Origin of the sequence: Morganella sp. HSTU-ASny43, assembly GCF_022819185.1 — a bacterium.
Classification (GTDB): Bacteria; Pseudomonadota; Gammaproteobacteria; order Enterobacterales; family Enterobacteriaceae; genus Morganella; species Morganella morganii.
Genome location: NZ_WSPG01000002.1, coordinates 1 through 18,196 on the forward strand (window position 1 = coordinate 1; position 18,196 = coordinate 18,196).

Below are 18,196 nucleotides of genomic sequence, written 5' to 3' on the forward strand. Positions count from 1 at the left end.
CGAACTCAGAAGTGAAACGCCGTAGCGCCGATGGTAGTGTGGGGTCTCCCCATGTGAGAGTAGGGAACCGCCAGGTTATTATTAAGTGAAGAAGCCACCCTTTGGGTGGCTTTTTTGCGTTTGGGCGAAAAGAAAAAATATTTTTCACCTGAATACGTGTTCTGAACCGGATAGCATGAATCAAAGTTTGCTAAGATAGTGACGGACAGAAGCAAACAGTATCGGGGTTATCGTTGAAAGAGAAAAAAAACTGGTCCGTCCGGTATGTCGCAGGGCATCCGGCACGACAAATCCCCCCCATGTCGGCAGACATGCTGGGTAACGGATTGCCGGTTGGTTTACCATTATCCGCACCGGAACAAACTATCCGCGTTGTGGTCTGGAATATCTATAAGCAACAGCGTCCTGACTGGCGCAAAACCCTTGATCGCATTTTGCATGACACACAACTGGTCCTGCTTCAGGAAGCACAGCCTTCTCCTGAACTGGTCAGCCTGGCCGGAAAACACCAGCTTGTTGCTGATCAGGTTCCCGCGCTGCATTTTCAGCAGCATCCTTCCGGTGTGATGACACTGGCAACCTCCCATCCAATCTATTGCTGCCCGTTACAGCAGAAAGAACCCTTATTGCGTCTGCCTAAATCCGCATTAGTTACTGTGTACCCGTTGCCGGATGGCCGTCAGCTGATGGTGATTAACGTCCATGCTATTAATTTCAGTTTTGGTGTGGATGTTTACCGGCGCCAGCTGAATACGGTCGGCTCTCAGATCCGCTGTCATATCGGGCCGGTGATCCTCGGCGGTGATTTTAACGCCTGGAGCAGGCAGCGCATGAATGCCCTGAAACGTTTTGCCCGTGCGCAGGGCCTGAAAGAAGTGCTGTTTCCGGATGATATCCGGACAAAAGCATTTGGTCACCCGCTGGATTATCTGTTTTATCGCGGATTTAAACTGGTTTTATCGGACGTTATGCAGACAGATGCTTCAGATCACTATCCTTTAATTGCTGAGTTCATGTAAAAATATCTGATGATATTGTTTATCACTGTTATCATTAAGTAATAATATTAATGCAATATTATTTATACTAACTATAGTTATCTGGTTGTTATTGCCTGGTGTTATTTATTATTAACTAATTAAGTAATAAAACCGGAGACTCTATGCAGCGTATTGTTATTGTTGGCGGCGGCGCCGGCGGCACGATGGTCGCAAATATTCTGACCAGAAAGCTGTTAAATGATATTTATCAGAAGAAAGTGGAAGTTGTCCTTATTTCAGACAGTGAATGGCACTATTATAAACCTGCGTTTATGTATGTGGCTTTTAATCTGTATCTGAAAGAGGAATTACGAAAGTCACAACGCTCTCTGCTTCGCCCCGAAATTCAGTTTATTCACGACCGTGTCGAGCATTTTGATTTTGCATCACAGACGCTGCAGGGAAAGAGCGGCACCAAATACGGATATGACTACCTGGTGATCGCGACCGGCTGTCAGCCGAGACCGGATCGGATCTCCGGAATGAAAGAAGCTGCCGATCATTTCTATCAGTATCAACCCGCTCGCCAGTTGGCTGAAAAGCTGGCAAAATTCGAAAAAGGCCGGATTTTTATTACGGTTTCTTTCCCGAATACCCCGAATGTTCCTCACCAGTGTGGTATCGCACCGATGGAAACCACGCTGATGCTGGATGATTATTTCCGTCAGCGTCGTGTCCGCCAGGATATCGAAATCGTTTATACCTATCCGACAGTATCTCAGTTATTACGTAACTGCCTGTTTATGCAGAAAGATGTCTGTGAAGTCCTGCCGGCGGTCTTTCAGGAGCGTAATATTCAGGCTCAGCGCGGTTTTACCCTGGAGCGTGTCTGCCCTGAAAAGAAAATTGCGTATTCCAAAGAAGGGGAAGAGCAGCCGTTTGATCTGCTGATAGGTACGCCACCGATTTCTGCGGTGGAATCGGTACGTAATACCGGATTATCCGACGGCGATCCGGAAGAGGGCTGGCTGCCGACAGATCCGGAAACGTTGCAGGTGTACGGACTGAAAAACGTGTATGTCCTCGGGGATACTGTGGATCTGCCTATCAGTAAAGCGGCCGGCAGTTGCCATAACCAGTCGACTGTCGTGGTGGATAATATTATCGGCGAGATGCGTTTCGGCTATACCACCGCCATTTATGACGGACGGGTTCAGGCAGTCGCCCAGATGGGGCTGAATGCAGGGATGCCGCTTCAGTATGATTATAAGCATGATGTGTTACCGACACCGGCGACAAAGCTGGGTGGCCTGCTGCGTACCGGTTTTAACCGCGGGCTGTACTGGTCAACCGTTCGCGGCCTGGTATAACAGAGGAAACTGCAATGTCTGCAACAGAACAGATGAATGAACAGACTGCTGCGCCACAGCCTGAATTATCCGCACAAACAGCGGAAAAACTGGCGGTATTAATGCAGCTGAACCGCTTTGATAATGTGATTGATTTGCTGTCTCTGGTCTCGGATCTGGTCGATATTATCGGCAAGAATGAGGTCAATAAACTGGCGGATAATGCGGAATCAGGTATCGCATTATTGTGGGAAAGCGGACTGGCGCTGAACAAGGCCAAAATGGAAATGATGTACAGTGATGAAAAGTACAATTTCCGTAATACCTATAAATTACTGAAAGATCAGGACACGCTCAAAGGCATCAATATGGTGCTCAGAACGTTACAGATTATGGGCTCCCGTATTCAGCGTATCAACAGCGAACCCTGATACCGGACATAAAAAAACCGGGTGTATGATTCACCCGGTTTCGTGTTTTCAGAACAGTGAGTTGTCTGTTTATACCCGTTTTTTCACACCGGCAAAATAACCAACAGTCAGAATTACCACCCAGGCAATCCCCACCATCAGTGCCACACGTGTATCCGGGAAGTAACCCAGAAGGGCGATCACAAAGACCATAAAGGCGATGGTCAGAGCGGGCGCAACCGGCCACATCGGTACAGGGAATTTCAGGGTTTTGACCTCTTCCGGTTTCATCTTACGGCGCATTGCCACCTGAGATAACAGAATCATCAGCCAGACCCAGACGGTCGCGAAGGTTGCGATAGAGGCGATAATGATGAAGATTTTTTCCGGGATCAGGTAGTTAAGCACCACGCCGACCAGCAGAACTGCACTCATCACCAGAACTGTCATCCACGGCACACCGTTTTTGGTGAGCTTCATAAAGGATTTCGGTGCCTGACCTTCCTGCGCCATGCCGTACATCATCCGGCCTGCACCGAAGATATCACTGTTAATGGCAGAAACGGCTGCGGTGATCACCACCAGGTTCAGAATGTTGGCCGCGTAGGAGATATTCAGTTTCTCGAAAATCTGCACAAACGGGCTGCCGTTATGGCCGATCTGGTTCCACGGGAAGATACACATCAGGATAAACAGTGTCAGCACATAGAACAGCAGAATACGCAGCGGTACTGCGTTGATCGCTTTCGGAATGGTTTTTTCCGGGTTTTGTGCTTCACTGGCAGTGATACCGATCACTTCAATGCCGCCGAAGGCAAACATCACAATGGCCAGTGAGGCTATTACCCCGCTTATTCCGTTCGGCATAAAGCCGCCGAATTCCCATAAGTTACTGATACCGGTCGGATGGGCGGTTTCCTGGCCGAAGCCGAACAGCATAATCGCCGCGCCGCCGACAATCATGGCGATAATCGCGGTCACTTTGACAATCGAGAGCCAGAACTCCATCTCCCCGAATATCTTAACGTGACATAAATTCAGCGCGCCAATGAAACACACAATCCCCAGTACCCAGATCCACTGATCGACATCCGGGAACCAGAGCTTCATATAGAAGCCGAAGGCGGTGACGTCCGCGAGACAGACAATCAGCATTTCAAAAACATAGTTCCAGCCGGTGAGGAACCCGGCGAGCGGCCCCATATAATGGCTGGCATATTGTGAAAATGAACCCGGTACCGGATGGTGGACTGCCATTTCGCCCAGCGCACGCATCACCATAAAGACTGCCGCACCCCCGATAAGGTAAGCCAGCAGAACAGCAGGACCCGCCTGCTCAATAGAGGCTGCCGAGCCGTAAAACAGGCCGGTGCCTATCGCCGATCCGAGTGCCATAAAGCGGATGTGCCGCCCTGTAAGCCCCCGTCGTAGCGCCGTATTATTTTCTTTCATGTAATTAATCCTGTCGCTGTCATGATTAGCAGCGTTTTTACTGATGTGAAACGCGGTCAGAGTCAACCCGGTACTTTAACATAAAGAGTCATGCTGACGGGATAATTATCTGCAATAATACGGCCTTAAACGTAAGGAACAGATGAGTGATGCAATACCCTATTAACGAAATCTTTCAGACATTGCAGGGCGAAGGGGTTTTTACCGGCGTTCCGGCGATTTTTGTCCGCTTACAGCGCTGTCCGGTCGGGTGCAGCTGGTGTGATACCAAACATACCTGGGAACAGTTACCGGAAAAAGTCTGTTCAGCAGAAGACATGATGAGTAAAACAGAGGAGGACGACCGCTGGGCCTCTCTGGATGCAGACAGCATTATTATGCAGTTTGAGGCGAAAGGTTATACAGCCCGCCATGTTGTGATCACCGGCGGTGAACCGTGTTTATATGATTTGCGGCCGCTGACGGCGGTGCTCGAAGCGCGGGGTTATCAGTGCCAGATTGAAACCAGCGGTACACAACCGGTGCAGTGCAGTGAGAAAACCTGGGTAACCGTTTCCCCGAAAGTGAATATGCGCGGCGGTTATGATGTGCTGACACCTTCACTGCTGCGGGCTGATGAGGTGAAACATCCGGTCGGGCGGCAGCGGGATATTGATGAACTGGATTTATTGCTGGCGAAACTGCCGGGGGATAAACAGCCGGTGGTGGCGTTGCAGCCGATCAGTCAGAAACCGGCGGCCACTGCTCTCTGTATTGAGACCTGCATCGCGCGTAACTGGCGTTTCTCGATGCAGACTCATAAATATCTTAATATTGCCTGATTATTCACCGCGGTAAATACAGCCGGCGGTACAGGTCTCTTTGACCAGCACGGCACTCAGCATCGGCAGCAGCGGTTTGGTCTGCTGCCAGATCCACTCCGCCAGCACTTCACTGGTCGGGTTTTCCAGCCCCGGGATCTCATTGAGGTAGTGATGATCCAGACGGTCATAAATCGGTTTAAATGCCTGTTTGACCTCAGCAAAATCGATCAGCCAGCCGGTATGTGCATCCACCTCACCATTCAGCTCCAGACGGACAAGAAAGGAATGCCCGTGCAGACGCCCGCATTTATGGCCTTCCGGGACATGCGGCAGGCGGTGGGCGGCTTCGAACTGGAACTCTTTAAAAATCGTGGTGCTCATAACTCTCTCCGGATAATGACGGTATGGCATAATAAAAGCGTCATTTTACGCAATATTCAGTGAAAATGTTACCAAAAAACAGCAAAGTGGCGAATAAATAACAGAAATGCCCTGCTATTTTTCATCGACAAAACCGGTACTTTTCTCTATGTTGGAACGTCAGAATAATAACGAATACACTCATTTACCGGGTTTACTATGACATCGCCGATCACAACCTCTCCGCTCTCCGCGCCTGACTGGCAGCACCTGCAACCCTTACTTGACAGACTGACTCCGCAACAGCTGAATTGGTTATCGGCCTGGTGCCGTGAACGGGCAGCGCCGTCTGCGGCGGAACGGGAACCGGCGGATATTTTGCTGATCGCCGCATCTCAGACCGGTAACGCCCGGCGTGTGGCGGAATCCCTGCGGGATCAGTTGTTCAGTGCGCAGCGGGCGGTACGTCTGGTAAATGCCGGAGATCTCTCACTGACTGCATTTCCGGAATCACCGCTGGTAGTGCTTATCTGTGCCACCACCGGGGATGGTGATGCACCGGAAGAAGCCCTGCCGCTGTTTCATTTCCTTCATTCTGTTCAGGCACCTTCGCTGACAAAAATCCGTTACGCGGTGCTGGCGCTGGGTAACCGGGCGTATCCGCAGTTTTGTCAGGCCGGAAAGAATTTTGATAACCGCCTGCATGCCCTCGGGGCGCAGCGGATCCTGCCGCGTGCGGAAGCAGACAGCGATTATCAGGTTACCGCAGATAACTGGATCTCTCAGTTACTCCCTGAGCTGCTGAATCTGACACCGCCGGCAGATGAAGAGCGGCTCAGCCGCTTCACTCACAATACGGTGGTGCAGATTGATTCACAGCCGCATCAGCGTGATAAACCACAGTCTGCGGTTTTGCGCCGCGCTGTGCGCCTGACCGCACCGGAATCGGAAAAGCATGTCTGTCAGATTGTGCTGGATATCCGCGGCACCGGGTTGCAGTATCAGACCGGTGATGCGCTGGGTGTGTATCCGGAAAACAGCCCGGAGCTGGTCAGTGAGCTGCTGGGACTGCTCTGGTTTGACGGTACTGAGCGTGTCATGCTGAAAGGGAAATCGTATTCTCTGCGTGACGCCCTGATGACGCAGTGTGAGCTGACCATCAACAGTGCACCGGTTGTGGCGGCTTACGCCCGCGTCAGTAACGCGCCGGAACTGCTGGATATGATTGCGGATCCGCAGCAACTGATATCGTACGCACAGCGCAGACCGGTGGCGGATATGGTGCGTGAGTTTGCCGTGCAGACCTCCGCACAGGCCTGGGTGGATTGCCTGCCGCCGCTGATGCCGCGTTTATACTCCATTTCCTCGTCGCCGCTGGTCTCACCGGATGAAGTGCATCTGACCGCCGGGGTGGTGGAGTTCCGGACTGACGGGCGTACCCGCTACGGTGCGGCAACCCGTTACCTGGCGCATCAGTTACAGCCCGGGGATACGGTTGCCTGTTTTGTGGAACACAATGATCACTTCCGCCTGCCGGATGACCCGGAAAAACCGGTGATTATGATAGGGCCGGGTACCGGCATTGCGCCGTTCCGTGCGTTTCTTCAGCAGCGTGCGGCTCAGCAATCCGGCGGAAAAAACTGGCTGATTACCGGCAATCCGCATGAAAAAAGCGATTTTCTGTATGAGACAGAGCTGACAGATTTTGTGCGTCAGGGCGTACTGACGGAGCTGACAACCGCCTGGTCGCGGGATCAGCCGCAGAAGATTTATGTGCAGGATAAGCTGTCTGAAATGCGGGAAACCGTCTGGCGCTGGCTGGAGCAGGGCGCGTACGTATATGTGTGCGGGGATGCTTTCCGGATGGCAAAAGACACGGATGCCGCATTACTGGATATTATCCGCAGTGAAGGGGCGATGTCCGCAGAAGAGGCACAGGTTTTTCTGAACGGATTACGGACAGCAAAACGTTATCAGCGGGATGTTTACTGATCTTCTGTCCGAATAACGGACGGAACAGTAGCATCTGCGCCGATCTTATGGGAAGATTAGCCGATCTTTTCGGGGGCGGTGATGGGCAAACTGACGCTATTACTTTTAGTTATTCTGGGCTGGCTGCAATATTCATTGTGGTTAGGGAAAAACGGTATTCACGACTATGTACAGGTCAGTGAAGATGTTGCTGCATCAGAACAGGTAAATGCGAAGCTCAAAGCCCGTAACGAACAGCTGTTTGCTGAGATCGGCGATCTGAACGACGGGCTTGAGGCCATCGAAGAGCGCGGGCGCAGTGAATTAGGCATGATCAAGCCCGGCGAAAGCTTTTACCGGGTCCTGTCCGAAAAACGGACACAGCAGAATGCGCAGCCACAAAGTCGCAGTAACTAATCCTTATGACAATACTTTCTTCCGCAATGACCGGCGCACAACCGGCACCGGATCTGTCCGGTATTTCTGATGATGCTCCGGTCACGGCGCTGATCCCGGCCGCCGGTACCGGTACCCGCATGCAGTGCGAATGCCCCAAGCAATACCTGATTATTGCCGGAAAAACCATTCTGGAACATACCCTCGCTATTCTGCTGGAACACCCGCGCATCACACAGGTGGTCGTGGCGCTGCATCCGCAGGATACGGTTTTCAGTACATTACCGGTCGCGCGGCATCCCCGGATCCGAACTGTCACCGGCGGTGGTGAGCGCGCGGATTCTGTCCTGGCCGGTCTCGATTATCTCGCTGAGCATACTCCGGAAAACAGCTGGGTGCTGGTACATGACGCAGCGCGTCCCTGTCTGCAACTGACAGATCTGAACCGGCTGCTGGCCGTGATGTCAGACACACAAACCGGTAACCGCGTGCAGGGGGCGATTCTGGCCTCACCGGTACGTGATACCATGAAGCGGGGTGTGGCATCTGCCGGATATACCGGTATTGATCACACTGTTGAGCGCACACAGTTGTGGCACGCCCTGACCCCGCAATTTTTCCCGCTTCATCTGCTGCGCACCTGTCTGCAGCAGGCGCTGTCTCAGCAGGCAGTGATCACTGATGAAGCCTCCGCGCTGGAGTTTTGCGGCTATCAGCCGTTGCTGGTGCCCGGCCGCGCGGACAATATTAAAGTCACACAGCCGGAAGATCTCGCACTTGCCGGGTTCTACCTGTCCAATAACAATAAGGAACAGACAACATGATGAGAATCGGACACGGTTTTGATGTTCATGCCTTCGGCGGCGAAGGCCCGATTGTGATTGCGGGCGTCCGCATTCCTTACGAACAGGGATTACTGGCGCATTCCGACGGTGATGTCGCTCTGCATGCGGCCACCGACGCATTGCTGGGTGCGGCGGCGCTGGGGGATATCGGCAAATTATTCCCCGATACGGATCCGGCCTATAAAGGCGCGGACAGCCGTGTGCTGCTGCGTGAGGCATTCCGTCGTATTCAGGAAAAAGGCTACAGACTGGGTAATCTGGATGTCACTATTATCGCCCAGGCACCGAAAATGCTGCCGCATATCCCGCAGATGCGGGTGAATCTGGCGGAAGATTTGCAGTGTCATATGGATGATATCAATGTGAAAGCCACCACCACCGAAAAACTCGGTTTCACTGGCCGCAAAGAAGGGATCGCCTGTGAGGCGGTAGCGCTGCTTGTGAAGGCTGAAGCATGAGTCTCCCGGTCAGTTATTTCCACGGTAAACCAGCGGCCACCGGGGTACTGAAAGCACAGCCGGAAGATTTTTTGGTGCAGGAAGATTTGGGGTTTGAACCTGACGGTGACGGCGAACATGTGATGGTCCGTATCCGCAAAACCGGCTGTAACACGCGGTTTGTGGCGGAAGAACTGGCCAAATTTGCGAAAATCGCCGCCCGTGCTGTCAGCTACGCCGGGCTGAAAGATCGCCATGCGGTCACCGAGCAGTGGTTCTGCCTGCAGATGCCGGGAAAAGAAACACCGGATTTCGCGCAGATGCAGCTTGAAGGCTGCGAAGTCCTGGCGGTTAACCGCCAGAAACGCAAATTACGGATCGGTGCGCTGAAAGGTAATCAGTTTACTATTGTGCTGCGCCGGATCAGCGATCGCGCCGCGACAGAACAGCGTCTGCAGCAGATTGCGCAGTCCGGGGTGCCGAATTATTTCGGTGAGCAGCGTTTCGGGCGCAACGGCCAGAATCTGCATTTCGCACAGCGCTGGGCTGACGGCGAAATCAGTGTGAAAGATCGCAGCAAACGCGGTTTTTATCTCTCCGCTGCCCGCAGTGCGATGTTTAACGCGGTGGCGGACGCCCGTCTGACACAGCAGCTTCAGGCAACCGCATTGCAGGGTGATGCGGTACAGCTCGCCGGGCGCGGCAGCTGGTTTGCGGTTCAGGCGGATGAACTGGCGGATGTACAGCAGCGTCTGGATAACCGTGAACTGCGCATTACAGCGCCGTTACCGGGCAAGGGTGATCTGGGGTCTCAGGATGCGGCACTGGCCTTTGAAACAGGACAGCTGGCACCGTGGCAATCACTGTGGCAACTGGCGGAAAAAGAGGGGGCGGATAATGCCCGCCGAGCGCTGATGTTGTATCCGGAGCATTTCACATCTGAATGGATGGATGATGAAACCGTCCGTTTATCCTTCTTCCTGCCGGCCGGCAGTTTTGCCACCAGTGTTATCCGCGAAATTATTGAGCTGGAAGCGGATCAGGCGGCGGAATTCAGTGAATAATCAACAGACTGATTAACATAAAAAAGGGGCGGAAATTATTCCGCCCCTTTTTTCGTTCTGTTTTTTATTCAGGTTTTGCTGCGGCGGCTTTGTCTGTTTCCGCCAGCAATTCAGTCAGATACACTTTGGCATCCACCGGATCTTTGCCCGGCAGTTTTACCTGATACGGCTTACCGCTGATGGAGGAGCCGGATGCCACTTTATCCACAAACTGTTCTGCGGTGCTCAGACGTTTTTTCGTTTTGCTTAATTTCAGGCACAGATGTGATTCCGCGTCGGCGGCATTATGCTCACTGCCGTTGCGGATAAAAATCAGCTGTTCCTGCTTCCCGACAGCGGTCAGCAGGTTTTCCACTCTGGTCTCTTCCTGAGGTGACAGCGCGAATGCCTCTGATACCAGAAGCAGTCCGGCAGTCAGTGCGGTGAACAGGGTAGCTGTGATTCGTTTACAGATAGCCATGCAGAAATCCTTTCAGTCATAAATAATACAAGTATCATGCAGCTGAATATGAAAAAAGCAATCAGACTAAATCTGTTATAACCCTTTTTTATCGCGGCTAACTTGATAAAATAGTTTTCTGTCGTGATAAACGAGCTGTTACTGATAAAAAAGGATACCGTTGTGCTGCGAATTCTGGTGAGTAATGATGACGGCGTCAGTGCGCCGGGGATCCGGACATTGTCTGAGGCGCTGCGGCGCACTTACCATGTGCAGGTGGTTGCACCTGATCGCAACCGCAGCGGGGCATCCAACGCGCTGACACTCGACCGCCCGCTGCGTACGGTAGTGCATGAGAACAGCGATATTGCGCTGGTGGAAGGCACGCCGACGGATTGTGTCTATATCGGTGCTAATCTGCTGATGCGCCCGCGCCCGGAAATTGTGGTTTCCGGGATTAACTGCGGCCCGAACCTCGGGGATGATGTGATCTACTCCGGTACGGTTGCTGCGGCAATGGAAGGACGTCACCTGGGATTACCGGCGATTGCGGTCTCCCTGAACGGCGAAACCCATTATGATACAGCAGCGGAAATTACCTGCCGTCTGCTGACCATGCTGCAGCAAGTGCCGTTACGGGCCGGTAATATTCTGAACGTGAATGTGCCGGATGTTCCGCTCAGTGAGATCAAAGGAATGAAAGTGACCCGCTGCGGAACGCGCCGGGCACCGGATGTGGTCTACACACAGATGGATCCGAAAGGAAATCCGCTGTACTGGCTCGGCCCTCCGGGGGAAAAACTGGACACCGGGCCGGATACCGATTTCGCGGCGGTGGATGCAGGTTATGTCTCTGTCACGCCGCTGCATGTTGATCTGACCGCCTACAGCGTGCAGGAAAAATTAGAAGACTGGTTACAAAAAGCAGGGGTGATACAGGAATGATCCGCCGGGTGGTACAGGATCTGATTACACAGTTACGTCAGGCCGGGATCCGCGATGAACGTCTGTTACAGGCGATGGCGGCTGTCCCGCGGGAGAATTTTGTCGATGAGGCGCTGACACACAAAGCTTACGACAATACCGCGCTGCCGATTGGCTACGGGCAGACCATCTCCCAGCCGTTTATGGTGGCTAAGATGACAGAACTGCTGGATCCGGCTCCGCAGGCGCATGTGCTGGAAATCGGCACCGGCTCCGGCTATCAGACGGCGATCCTCGCACACCTTGCGGCGCATGTTTACTCTGTTGAGCGGGTTAAGGGACTGCAGTGGCATGCCAAACGCCGCTTTAAACAGCTTGATCTGCATAATATTTCCACCCGTCACGGTGACGGCTGGGAAGGCTGGCCGTCCCGTGGTCCGTTTGACGGCATTATTGTCACCGCCGCCGCCAGTGATATCCCGCCGGCGCTGCTCAGTCAGCTGGCGGATAACGGCCGGATGGTGATACCGGTGGGGGAACAGCAGCAGATGCTTAAACTGATCCGCCGCCGGGGCAATGATTTTCATACCCAATCGATCGGAACAGTCCGGTTTGTTCCCCTGATTCACGGCGATCTGGGATAAAAATGGCTATTTTGGTAACAAGACTTTTTCATTTCGCTTAGTATCTGTTTTAATAATACAATCCTGCCATGTGGCCTGCGGCCGCGTGGTGACTTTCTGATTGTCAGTTTTCGCACTATTTCCAGTTTCGGGAGAAGGAATATGAACTCAAGAAACCCTATGAAAACAATACGATGGGTTGCAATTGGGTCACTGATGAGCACGGTTCTGGCCGGATGCTCAACGCCGTATCATGCCGCACCAATCAGCAGTGTGGACGAAAGCAGCAGTGCACCGGTAATGACAGCAGGCAATGATAACAACAGTACATCTGTGTCCACACCGATGCCGGTACGTCCTCAGCTCAGTTCCGCCAATAACACACAGCCGGTCAGCCGGAGTGTGCAGCAGCCGCGCTCTGCCAATGTGCAGACCAGCAGCGATGGCCGGATTCAGTACAACCGTAATTATGATGCGATCCCGAAAGGCAGTTACAGCGGAAATACCTATACGGTTCAGCGCGGTGATACATTATTTTACATCGCTTATATCTCCGGATCTGACTTCCGCGAACTGGCATCACAGAACAATATTCCTGAGCCGTACAGCCTGAACGAAGGGCAGGTGATTCGGTTAAGCAACGGCGGCGGCAACAATGTTGCACCGGTCAGCAGCGGTACTCAGGTCGCAACAAATAGGAATACTCCGCAAAACGGGGTGGTTGATTCTCAACCAACTAATGCGTATTCTGAATCTGCAGGCGCTAAACCGGCCGGCGGTAAGATGCTCTCATCTCAGGTCACCGCACAGGCAAAAGCGAATAACGGCACTGCCGCCACCACAGCGGCAACAACCGCAGCCGTTACCGCACCGGCAACAACAACCAGCGCGCCTGTCGCCGTAAATAGTGGTTCCTTTAAATGGGGCTGGCCAGCGGAAGGCAAAGTCATTTCCAACTACACAGGACCTACCAGCGGTAACCGAGGTATTGATATCGGTGGTACACGTGGACAGCCTGTTTTTGCTTCAGCGCCGGGTAAAGTGGTGTATACCGGTAATGCGTTACGCGGCTACGGTAATCTGGTCATCATCAAGCACAATGATGATTTCCTGACAGCCTACGCGCATAACGATTCCATCCTGGTTAAAGATCAGCAGGACGTCGCAGCTGGTCAGAAAATTGCCACGATGGGCAGCAGCGGAACCACATCTGTAAGATTACACTTTGAAATTCGTTACAAGGGAAAATCAGTCAACCCGCTGCAGTACTTACCGCAGCGATAAACGGCAGAACAGCTTGTTCTGCCTGAATTATCGGGGTAGGAGCAAGCTGATGAGCCGTAATCCACTGAACGCTAACGAGTTATACGACGAAAATTTTGCCGCCGGGCAGGATGAAGATGAAGAGCTGTTTGATGAGAAGCAGCTGGCAGAGGAGAGCGAATCTGACGATCCCGGCCCGGACATTGAGTTCGTGCAGAGTGTCAGCCAGCGTGTCCTGGATGCTACTCAGCTTTATCTTGGTGAGATAGGCTTTTCACCGCTGCTCAGCGCAGAAGAAGAAGTCTTTTTTGCACGGCGCGCCCTGCGGGGTGATACCGCAGCGCGCCAGCGTATGATTGAAAGTAACCTCCGTCTGGTGGTTAAGATTTCCCGCCGCTACAGTAATCGCGGGCTGGCGCTGCTTGATCTGATCGAAGAGGGTAACCTCGGGCTGATCCGCGCGGTGGAGAAATTTGATCCGGAGAAAGGCTTCCGTTTTTCTACCTATGCAACATGGTGGATCCGTCAGACTATTGAACGGGCTATCATGAACCAGACCCGCACCATCCGTCTCCCTATCCATATTGTCAAAGAACTGAATGTCTATCTGCGCACCGCCCGTGAGCTGGCACAAAAGCTGGATCATGAGCCGACAGCGGAAGAAATTGCCGAGCAGCTGGATAAACCGGTAGATGATGTCAGCCGTATGCTGCGTCTGAATGAGCGCATCACCTCAGTGGATGTCCCGGTGGGTGCGGATTCAGATAAAGCACTGCTGGATATTCTGTCTGACGAAAATGATGTCACACCGGAAAACCGGCTGCAGGATAACAACATGCAGCAGAGCATTGTGAAATGGCTGTATGAACTGAATCCGAAGCAGCGGGAAGTGCTGGCGCGTCGTTTTGGTTTGCTGGGCTATGAGGCGGAGACACTGGAAGATGTGGGACGCGAGATTGGTTTAACCCGCGAACGTGTGCGGCAGATTCAGGTGGAAGGTTTACGCCGCCTGAAGGATATCCTGCACAACCACGGGTTATGTGAGAATTCACTGTTTAACTGAGTGATCCGTAAAACAGCGTTCTCAGAGCAGTTATAAATATTATTCATGTAAAAGGGGGAATTTATTCCCCCCTTTTCTTTTGTCCGGCTGTCAGAGCATCTCTTTCAGGCGGTAGAGCCAGTCCAGTGCCTGACGCGGTGTCAGTGAATCCGGGTTAATCCCCGCCAGCGCATCCAGTGCCGGAGCCGCTTCCTCCGGGTTATCCAGCAGATTCATTTGCGGTGTTTCCACATGGCTTGCCGTTGCATTCAGTGACAGCGATTCCAGCTCGCGCAACTTCTGCTTCGCGCGTTTAATCACATCACGTGGCACGCCGGCGAGCAGGGCGACCGCAAGGCCGTAACTTTTGCTGGCCGCACCATCCTGCACACTGTGCATAAAGGCAATGGTGTCGCCGTGCTCAACCGCATCCAGATGGATATTGGCCACGCCTTCCAGTTTTTCCGGCAGCGTGGTCAGCTCGAAATAGTGGGTGGCGAACAGTGTCAGTGCTTTGATACGGTTCGCCAGGCTTTCCGCACAAGCCCAGGCCAGCGATAAACCATCATAGGTGGATGTGCCGCGCCCGATTTCATCCATCAGTACCAGGCTCTGCTCTGTGGCGTTATGCAGGATATTGGCGGTTTCGGTCATTTCCACCATAAAGGTGGAGCGGCCGGAAGCGAGATCATCCGATGCCCCGACGCGGGTGAAAATCCGATCCACCGGGCCGATAACGGCTTTTTCCGCCGGTACAAAACTGCCGATATAGGCGAGCAGTGCGATAAGCGCTGTCTGCCGCATATAGGTACTCTTACCGCCCATGTTCGGGCCGGTGATGATCAGCAGGCGGCGCTGTGGTGACATCGTCAGCGGGTTGGCGATAAACGGCTCTGTCAGTACATGTTCGACAACAGGGTGACGACCGCCGGTGATCTGAATACCGACTTTATCCGTCAGTTGCGGGCAGGTGTAATTGAGGGTTTCCGCGCGCTCGGCCAGGTTGGTGAGCACATCCAGTTCCGCCAGGGTATCAGAGCTGAGCTGCAGAGCTTCCAGGTGCGGAAGCAGCAGATCAAATAACTCATCATAAAGGGCTTTTTCAATCGCCAGCGCTTTGCTTTTGGAGGTCAGAACCTTATCTTCATACTCTTTCAGTTCCGGGATGATGTAGCGCTCGGCATTTTTCAGGGTCTGACGGCGGACGTAATGGATCGGTACCAGGTGGCTTTGTCCGCGGCTGACCTGAATATAGTAACCGTGGACACCATTAAACCCGACTTTCAGTGTATCGATGCCGAGTTTTTCCCGCTCGCGGATTTCCAGTTTATCGAGATAATCACTGGCACCGTCCGCCAGTGCACGCCACTCATCCAGCTCTTCATTGTAGCCCGGGGCAATCACACCGCCGTCACGCACCAGTACCGGCGGCGCTTCAACAACGGCCCGCTCCAGCAGAGCCTGTAATTCGTCAAACTGACCAATACGCTGTTGCAGTGTCTGAATATACGGATCAGATACTGCACTCAGCTGTGCCTGAATATCCGGATACTGTGAAAAAGCATGGCGCATCCGCGCCAGGTCGCGCGGACGGGCGGTGCGCAGTGCCAGACGTGCCAGCACTCGTTCCAGATCGCCAATCTGGCGCAGAACCGGCTGTAAATCCGGGCTGATTTCCATCAGCGCGGCAATCGCCTGCTGGCGGTTGGCGAGCACGGCTCTGTCACGCAGCGGGGAGTGCAGCCAGCGCTTGAGCATCCGGCTGCCCATCGGGGTGACACACAGATCCAGTACGGACGACAGGGTATTTTCGGTGCCGCCGCTGAGGTTCTGGGTAATTTCCAGATTGCGGCGCGTGGCTGCATCCAGAATCACATTTTCCTGCAGATTTTCCAGGGTCACACTGCGGATATGCGGCAGCGAGGTGCGCTGGGTATCTTTGACATATTGCAGAAGACATCCGGCGGCCTGTAAGGCCAGCGGAGCATTTTCCACGCCGAAGCCGTGCAAATCCCGGGTGCCGAACTGTAATGTCAGCTGCTGACGAGCAGTTTCGAGCTCAAATTCCCACAACGGACGGCGGCGCAGCCCTTTCTGATTCTGAATAATGGCGAAATCCGCCATATCTTCCGGGTAGAGCAGCTCTGCCGGGCGGGTGCGCTGTAATTCCGCGGCCATCGCGTCTTTATCGTCTAACTGGAGGATACGGAAACGGCCGGATGTGATATCCAGAGTGGCGTAACCAAAGCCGCGCGCATCCTGCCAGACAGCGGCGAGCAGGTTATCCTGACGCTCCTGTAACAGCGCTTCATCACTGACCGTTCCCGGTGTGACGATACGAATCACTTTGCGCTCCACCGGGCCTTTGCTGGTGGCCGGATCGCCGATTTGCTCACAGATGGCAACGGATTCCCCGAGCTGAACCAGTTTTGCCAGGTATCCCTCAACCGCATGATGCGGCACACCGGCCATCGGGATCGGCTGACCGGCGGTCTGGCCGCGTTTGGTCAGTGAAATATCCAGTAACTGTGCTGCCCGTTTGGCATCATCAAAGAACAGCTCATAGAAGTCACCCATCCGGTAAAACATCAGAATATCCGGATGTTGTGCCTTGAGCCGGAAGTACTGCTGCATCATGGGTGTATGGGAGTCAAAGTTTTGGTTGTCAGTCATAAGGATTCTGTTAACACTCTGAAAGAGTTACGGTTTATCAACTGCCCGTTCCCGGGATTGTCTTCATTAATATGCTTAAAATAACACAGATTATGATGAAAGAGGGGATTCCTTCCTGTACCGCGGTGAATTATTGAAAAGGGTGGAGGAAGATCGCAAAACCGGGGAAGTCAGACGGGTATCACGGTGCTGATGCTGAAAAGCCACGTAATGAAAATAACGTGGCTTTTGCAGGGAGACAGCAGGAATCTACTATTTTATTATCAGACATATTATCTTATAACCAGGATTCAGGACTTATAACAGTTAAATTCTATCCATGAATAATAACTGTTTCTGAATAATCCGGATATAATAAATTAAAGCCTCCCGTAATTACAACTTATTTTGATGTTTTTAATGCTAAAGTAATATTGGTTTTTATTAAAAAGAAATTGAATAAATACTATAGCGGCCTTTGTTGTCTTCATCGCATTCAAAAAGATGGAGTAACCCGTCAATGAAAAAGAAGTTAAATGATTTCCGGCCGTTGATGACATAATCTTTGGAATACTTTTTATCTATCCCCAGGTTATTTGCCTGGAATAATTTCATTTTCTTTCCTCCTAAACTGATAGCGCAAATATATGTATTTTTATTTTTATCATCATAGGCTACCTGAATGATGTCGAAATATCTTGAGAATTGACCACTTGAAATATCTTTATCCAGTTTCCCTTTCTGGCTGATTTCTTTGATGAGGAATTCACCATTTTCATCTTCCATAAGAATATAATTTTTATTATCAACTTTATATGTAACAGTCTGTGGATAAAGACGATTAAGTGTACCGTAGTCAGTCATGACGTCATCTCTGCGTGGCTCTGCAATAGGCATATTGGTATCCTTTAATTATTTAGTGGGGTTGATGGTGCGTTTATAGTTATAAGGAAATAGCATAATGTCCGCAATATTGAAAGTTAATGATCTTATTATTTAAATTATTGCATCTAATATAAAATATACGATGTGATTATATGGATATTAATGTTTTATATTTCAGGTTACATATTTACTGTGTATTTTATTATGATAATGTTAAGTTATTATTACTGTAAATGACAATAACGTTACGTACATAGCAATTATTACTAATTATCGCACAGAAAGCTCGTAATCAGAGGGG

18 protein-coding genes are annotated in these 18,196 nt (G+C 52.0%); 13 read left to right on the forward strand and 5 right to left on the reverse strand.

Annotated elements, in window-relative coordinates:
• The first annotated feature begins 233 nt into the window (after nt 1-233).
• The 3 genes from GN208_RS01400 to GN208_RS01410 all read left to right on the forward strand — a co-directional run bounded on the left by GN208_RS01400 (nt 234) and on the right by GN208_RS01410 (nt 2,760).
• On the forward strand, nt 234-1,019 hold the full coding sequence (locus GN208_RS01400; protein WP_032098911.1) for an endonuclease/exonuclease/phosphatase family protein: 786 nt from the start codon (nt 234-236) through the stop codon (nt 1,017-1,019).
• A 143-nt stretch (nt 1,020-1,162) separates the two neighbouring features.
• Nucleotides 1,163-2,350, forward strand: a complete 1,188-nt coding sequence (locus GN208_RS01405) for an FAD/NAD(P)-binding oxidoreductase (protein ID WP_004236210.1) — start codon at nt 1,163-1,165, stop codon at nt 2,348-2,350.
• Nucleotides 2,351-2,364: 14 nt separating this feature from the next.
• A complete protein-coding gene (locus GN208_RS01410) occupies nt 2,365-2,760 on the forward strand; it encodes a hypothetical protein (RefSeq protein ID WP_004236209.1) in 396 nt (131 codons plus the stop codon).
• A gap of 69 nt (nt 2,761-2,829) precedes the next feature.
• Here GN208_RS01410 and GN208_RS01415 read toward each other — a convergent pair whose 3' ends face one another.
• Nucleotides 2,830-4,191 carry an amino acid permease gene (locus GN208_RS01415; protein ID WP_015422464.1) on the reverse strand — a complete coding sequence of 454 codons (1,362 nt, stop codon included), beginning with the start codon at nt 4,189-4,191 and terminating at the stop codon, nt 2,830-2,832.
• 149 nt (nt 4,192-4,340) lie between these two features.
• On the opposite strand from GN208_RS01415, the gene queE reads away from it, so the two are divergent.
• Nucleotides 4,341-5,012 (forward strand): 7-carboxy-7-deazaguanine synthase QueE, encoded by a 672-nt coding sequence (gene queE, locus GN208_RS01420; RefSeq protein WP_004236207.1) that lies wholly within the window; start codon nt 4,341-4,343, stop codon nt 5,010-5,012.
• On the opposite strand, the gene queD is transcribed toward queE, so the two are convergent.
• Nucleotides 5,013-5,375: a 6-carboxytetrahydropterin synthase QueD gene (gene queD, locus GN208_RS01425; RefSeq protein ID WP_243828276.1), complete on the reverse strand. Its 363-nt coding sequence runs from the start codon at nt 5,373-5,375 to the stop codon at nt 5,013-5,015.
• A 198-nt stretch (nt 5,376-5,573) separates the two neighbouring features.
• On the opposite strand from queD, the gene GN208_RS01430 reads away from it, so the two are divergent.
• From GN208_RS01430 to truD, 5 genes are all read left to right on the forward strand, one after another.
• On the forward strand, nt 5,574-7,346 hold the full coding sequence (locus tag GN208_RS01430) for a flavodoxin domain-containing protein (RefSeq protein WP_243828277.1): 1,773 nt from the start codon (nt 5,574-5,576) through the stop codon (nt 7,344-7,346).
• 81 nt (nt 7,347-7,427) lie between these two features.
• The gene (ftsB, locus tag GN208_RS01435; protein ID WP_004236204.1) at nt 7,428-7,742 is read left to right on the forward strand and encodes a cell division protein FtsB; all 315 of its coding nucleotides are present in this window, start codon (nt 7,428-7,430) and stop codon (nt 7,740-7,742) included.
• Nucleotides 7,743-7,768: 26 nt separating this feature from the next.
• Nucleotides 7,769-8,545 (forward strand): 2-C-methyl-D-erythritol 4-phosphate cytidylyltransferase, encoded by a 777-nt coding sequence (ispD, locus tag GN208_RS01440; RefSeq protein WP_004236203.1) that lies wholly within the window; start codon nt 7,769-7,771, stop codon nt 8,543-8,545.
• Nucleotides 8,545-9,024: a 2-C-methyl-D-erythritol 2,4-cyclodiphosphate synthase gene (gene ispF / locus GN208_RS01445; RefSeq protein WP_024472856.1), complete on the forward strand. Its 480-nt coding sequence runs from the start codon at nt 8,545-8,547 to the stop codon at nt 9,022-9,024. The genes ispD and ispF overlap by 1 nt, the downstream gene beginning before the upstream one ends.
• The gene (gene truD / locus GN208_RS01450; RefSeq protein ID WP_004236201.1) at nt 9,021-10,067 is read left to right on the forward strand and encodes a tRNA pseudouridine(13) synthase TruD; all 1,047 of its coding nucleotides are present in this window, start codon (nt 9,021-9,023) and stop codon (nt 10,065-10,067) included. The genes ispF and truD overlap by 4 nt, the downstream gene beginning before the upstream one ends.
• 64 nt (nt 10,068-10,131) lie before the next feature.
• Here truD and GN208_RS01455 read toward each other — a convergent pair whose 3' ends face one another.
• Nucleotides 10,132-10,527, reverse strand: coding sequence for a DUF5329 domain-containing protein (locus GN208_RS01455; RefSeq protein ID WP_004236200.1), 396 nt, complete (start codon nt 10,525-10,527; stop codon nt 10,132-10,134).
• 162 nt (nt 10,528-10,689) lie between these two features.
• Between GN208_RS01455 and surE the strand changes: the two genes are divergently transcribed.
• The 4 genes from surE to rpoS all read left to right on the forward strand — a co-directional run bounded on the left by surE (nt 10,690) and on the right by rpoS (nt 14,379).
• Nucleotides 10,690-11,451, forward strand: a complete 762-nt coding sequence (surE, locus tag GN208_RS01460) for a 5'/3'-nucleotidase SurE (protein WP_015422465.1) — start codon at nt 10,690-10,692, stop codon at nt 11,449-11,451.
• The gene (locus GN208_RS01465; protein ID WP_004236198.1) at nt 11,448-12,074 is read left to right on the forward strand and encodes a protein-L-isoaspartate(D-aspartate) O-methyltransferase; all 627 of its coding nucleotides are present in this window, start codon (nt 11,448-11,450) and stop codon (nt 12,072-12,074) included. The genes surE and GN208_RS01465 overlap by 4 nt, the downstream gene beginning before the upstream one ends.
• A 141-nt stretch (nt 12,075-12,215) precedes the next feature.
• Nucleotides 12,216-13,337, forward strand: a complete 1,122-nt coding sequence (gene nlpD / locus GN208_RS01470; RefSeq protein ID WP_015422466.1) for a murein hydrolase activator NlpD — start codon at nt 12,216-12,218, stop codon at nt 13,335-13,337.
• Nucleotides 13,338-13,386: 49 nt separating this feature from the next.
• Nucleotides 13,387-14,379 carry an RNA polymerase sigma factor RpoS gene (rpoS, locus tag GN208_RS01475; RefSeq protein WP_004236195.1) on the forward strand — a complete coding sequence of 331 codons (993 nt, stop codon included), beginning with the start codon at nt 13,387-13,389 and terminating at the stop codon, nt 14,377-14,379.
• A 90-nt stretch (nt 14,380-14,469) separates the two neighbouring features.
• On the opposite strand, the gene mutS is transcribed toward rpoS, so the two are convergent.
• Both mutS and GN208_RS01485 read right to left on the reverse strand, forming a co-directional pair.
• Entirely contained in the window at nt 14,470-17,031 is a 2,562-nt protein-coding gene (gene mutS, locus GN208_RS01480) for a DNA mismatch repair protein MutS (RefSeq protein ID WP_015422467.1), read from the reverse strand.
• 423 nt (nt 17,032-17,454) lie between these two features.
• Nucleotides 17,455-17,907: a hypothetical protein gene (locus GN208_RS01485; protein WP_015422468.1), complete on the reverse strand. Its 453-nt coding sequence runs from the start codon at nt 17,905-17,907 to the stop codon at nt 17,455-17,457.
• Between the last annotated feature and the right edge of the window lie 289 nt (nt 17,908-18,196).

Coding starts and splice junctions, on each gene's coding strand:
- GN208_RS01405 (WP_004236210.1), top strand. CDS start 1,163: ATGCAGCGTATTGTTATTGTTGGCGGCGGCGCCGGCGGCACGATGGTC.
- GN208_RS01410 (WP_004236209.1), top strand. CDS start 2,365: ATGTCTGCAACAGAACAGATGAATGAACAGACTGCTGCGCCACAGCCT.
- GN208_RS01415 (WP_015422464.1), bottom strand. CDS start 4,191: ATGAAAGAAAATAATACGGCGCTACGACGGGGGCTTACAGGGCGGCAC.
- queE (WP_004236207.1), top strand. CDS start 4,341: ATGCAATACCCTATTAACGAAATCTTTCAGACATTGCAGGGCGAAGGG.
- queD (WP_243828276.1), bottom strand. CDS start 5,375: ATGAGCACCACGATTTTTAAAGAGTTCCAGTTCGAAGCCGCCCACCGC.
- GN208_RS01430 (WP_243828277.1), top strand. CDS start 5,574: ATGACATCGCCGATCACAACCTCTCCGCTCTCCGCGCCTGACTGGCAG.
- ftsB (WP_004236204.1), top strand. CDS start 7,428: ATGGGCAAACTGACGCTATTACTTTTAGTTATTCTGGGCTGGCTGCAA.
- ispD (WP_004236203.1), top strand. CDS start 7,769: ATGACCGGCGCACAACCGGCACCGGATCTGTCCGGTATTTCTGATGAT.
- ispF (WP_024472856.1), top strand. CDS start 8,545: ATGAGAATCGGACACGGTTTTGATGTTCATGCCTTCGGCGGCGAAGGC.
- truD (WP_004236201.1), top strand. CDS start 9,021: ATGAGTCTCCCGGTCAGTTATTTCCACGGTAAACCAGCGGCCACCGGG.
- GN208_RS01455 (WP_004236200.1), bottom strand. CDS start 10,527: ATGGCTATCTGTAAACGAATCACAGCTACCCTGTTCACCGCACTGACT.
- GN208_RS01465 (WP_004236198.1), top strand. CDS start 11,448: ATGATCCGCCGGGTGGTACAGGATCTGATTACACAGTTACGTCAGGCC.
- nlpD (WP_015422466.1), top strand. CDS start 12,216: ATGAACTCAAGAAACCCTATGAAAACAATACGATGGGTTGCAATTGGG.
- rpoS (WP_004236195.1), top strand. CDS start 13,387: ATGAGCCGTAATCCACTGAACGCTAACGAGTTATACGACGAAAATTTT.
- mutS (WP_015422467.1), bottom strand. CDS start 17,031: ATGACTGACAACCAAAACTTTGACTCCCATACACCCATGATGCAGCAG.
- GN208_RS01485 (WP_015422468.1), bottom strand. CDS start 17,907: ATGCCTATTGCAGAGCCACGCAGAGATGACGTCATGACTGACTACGGT.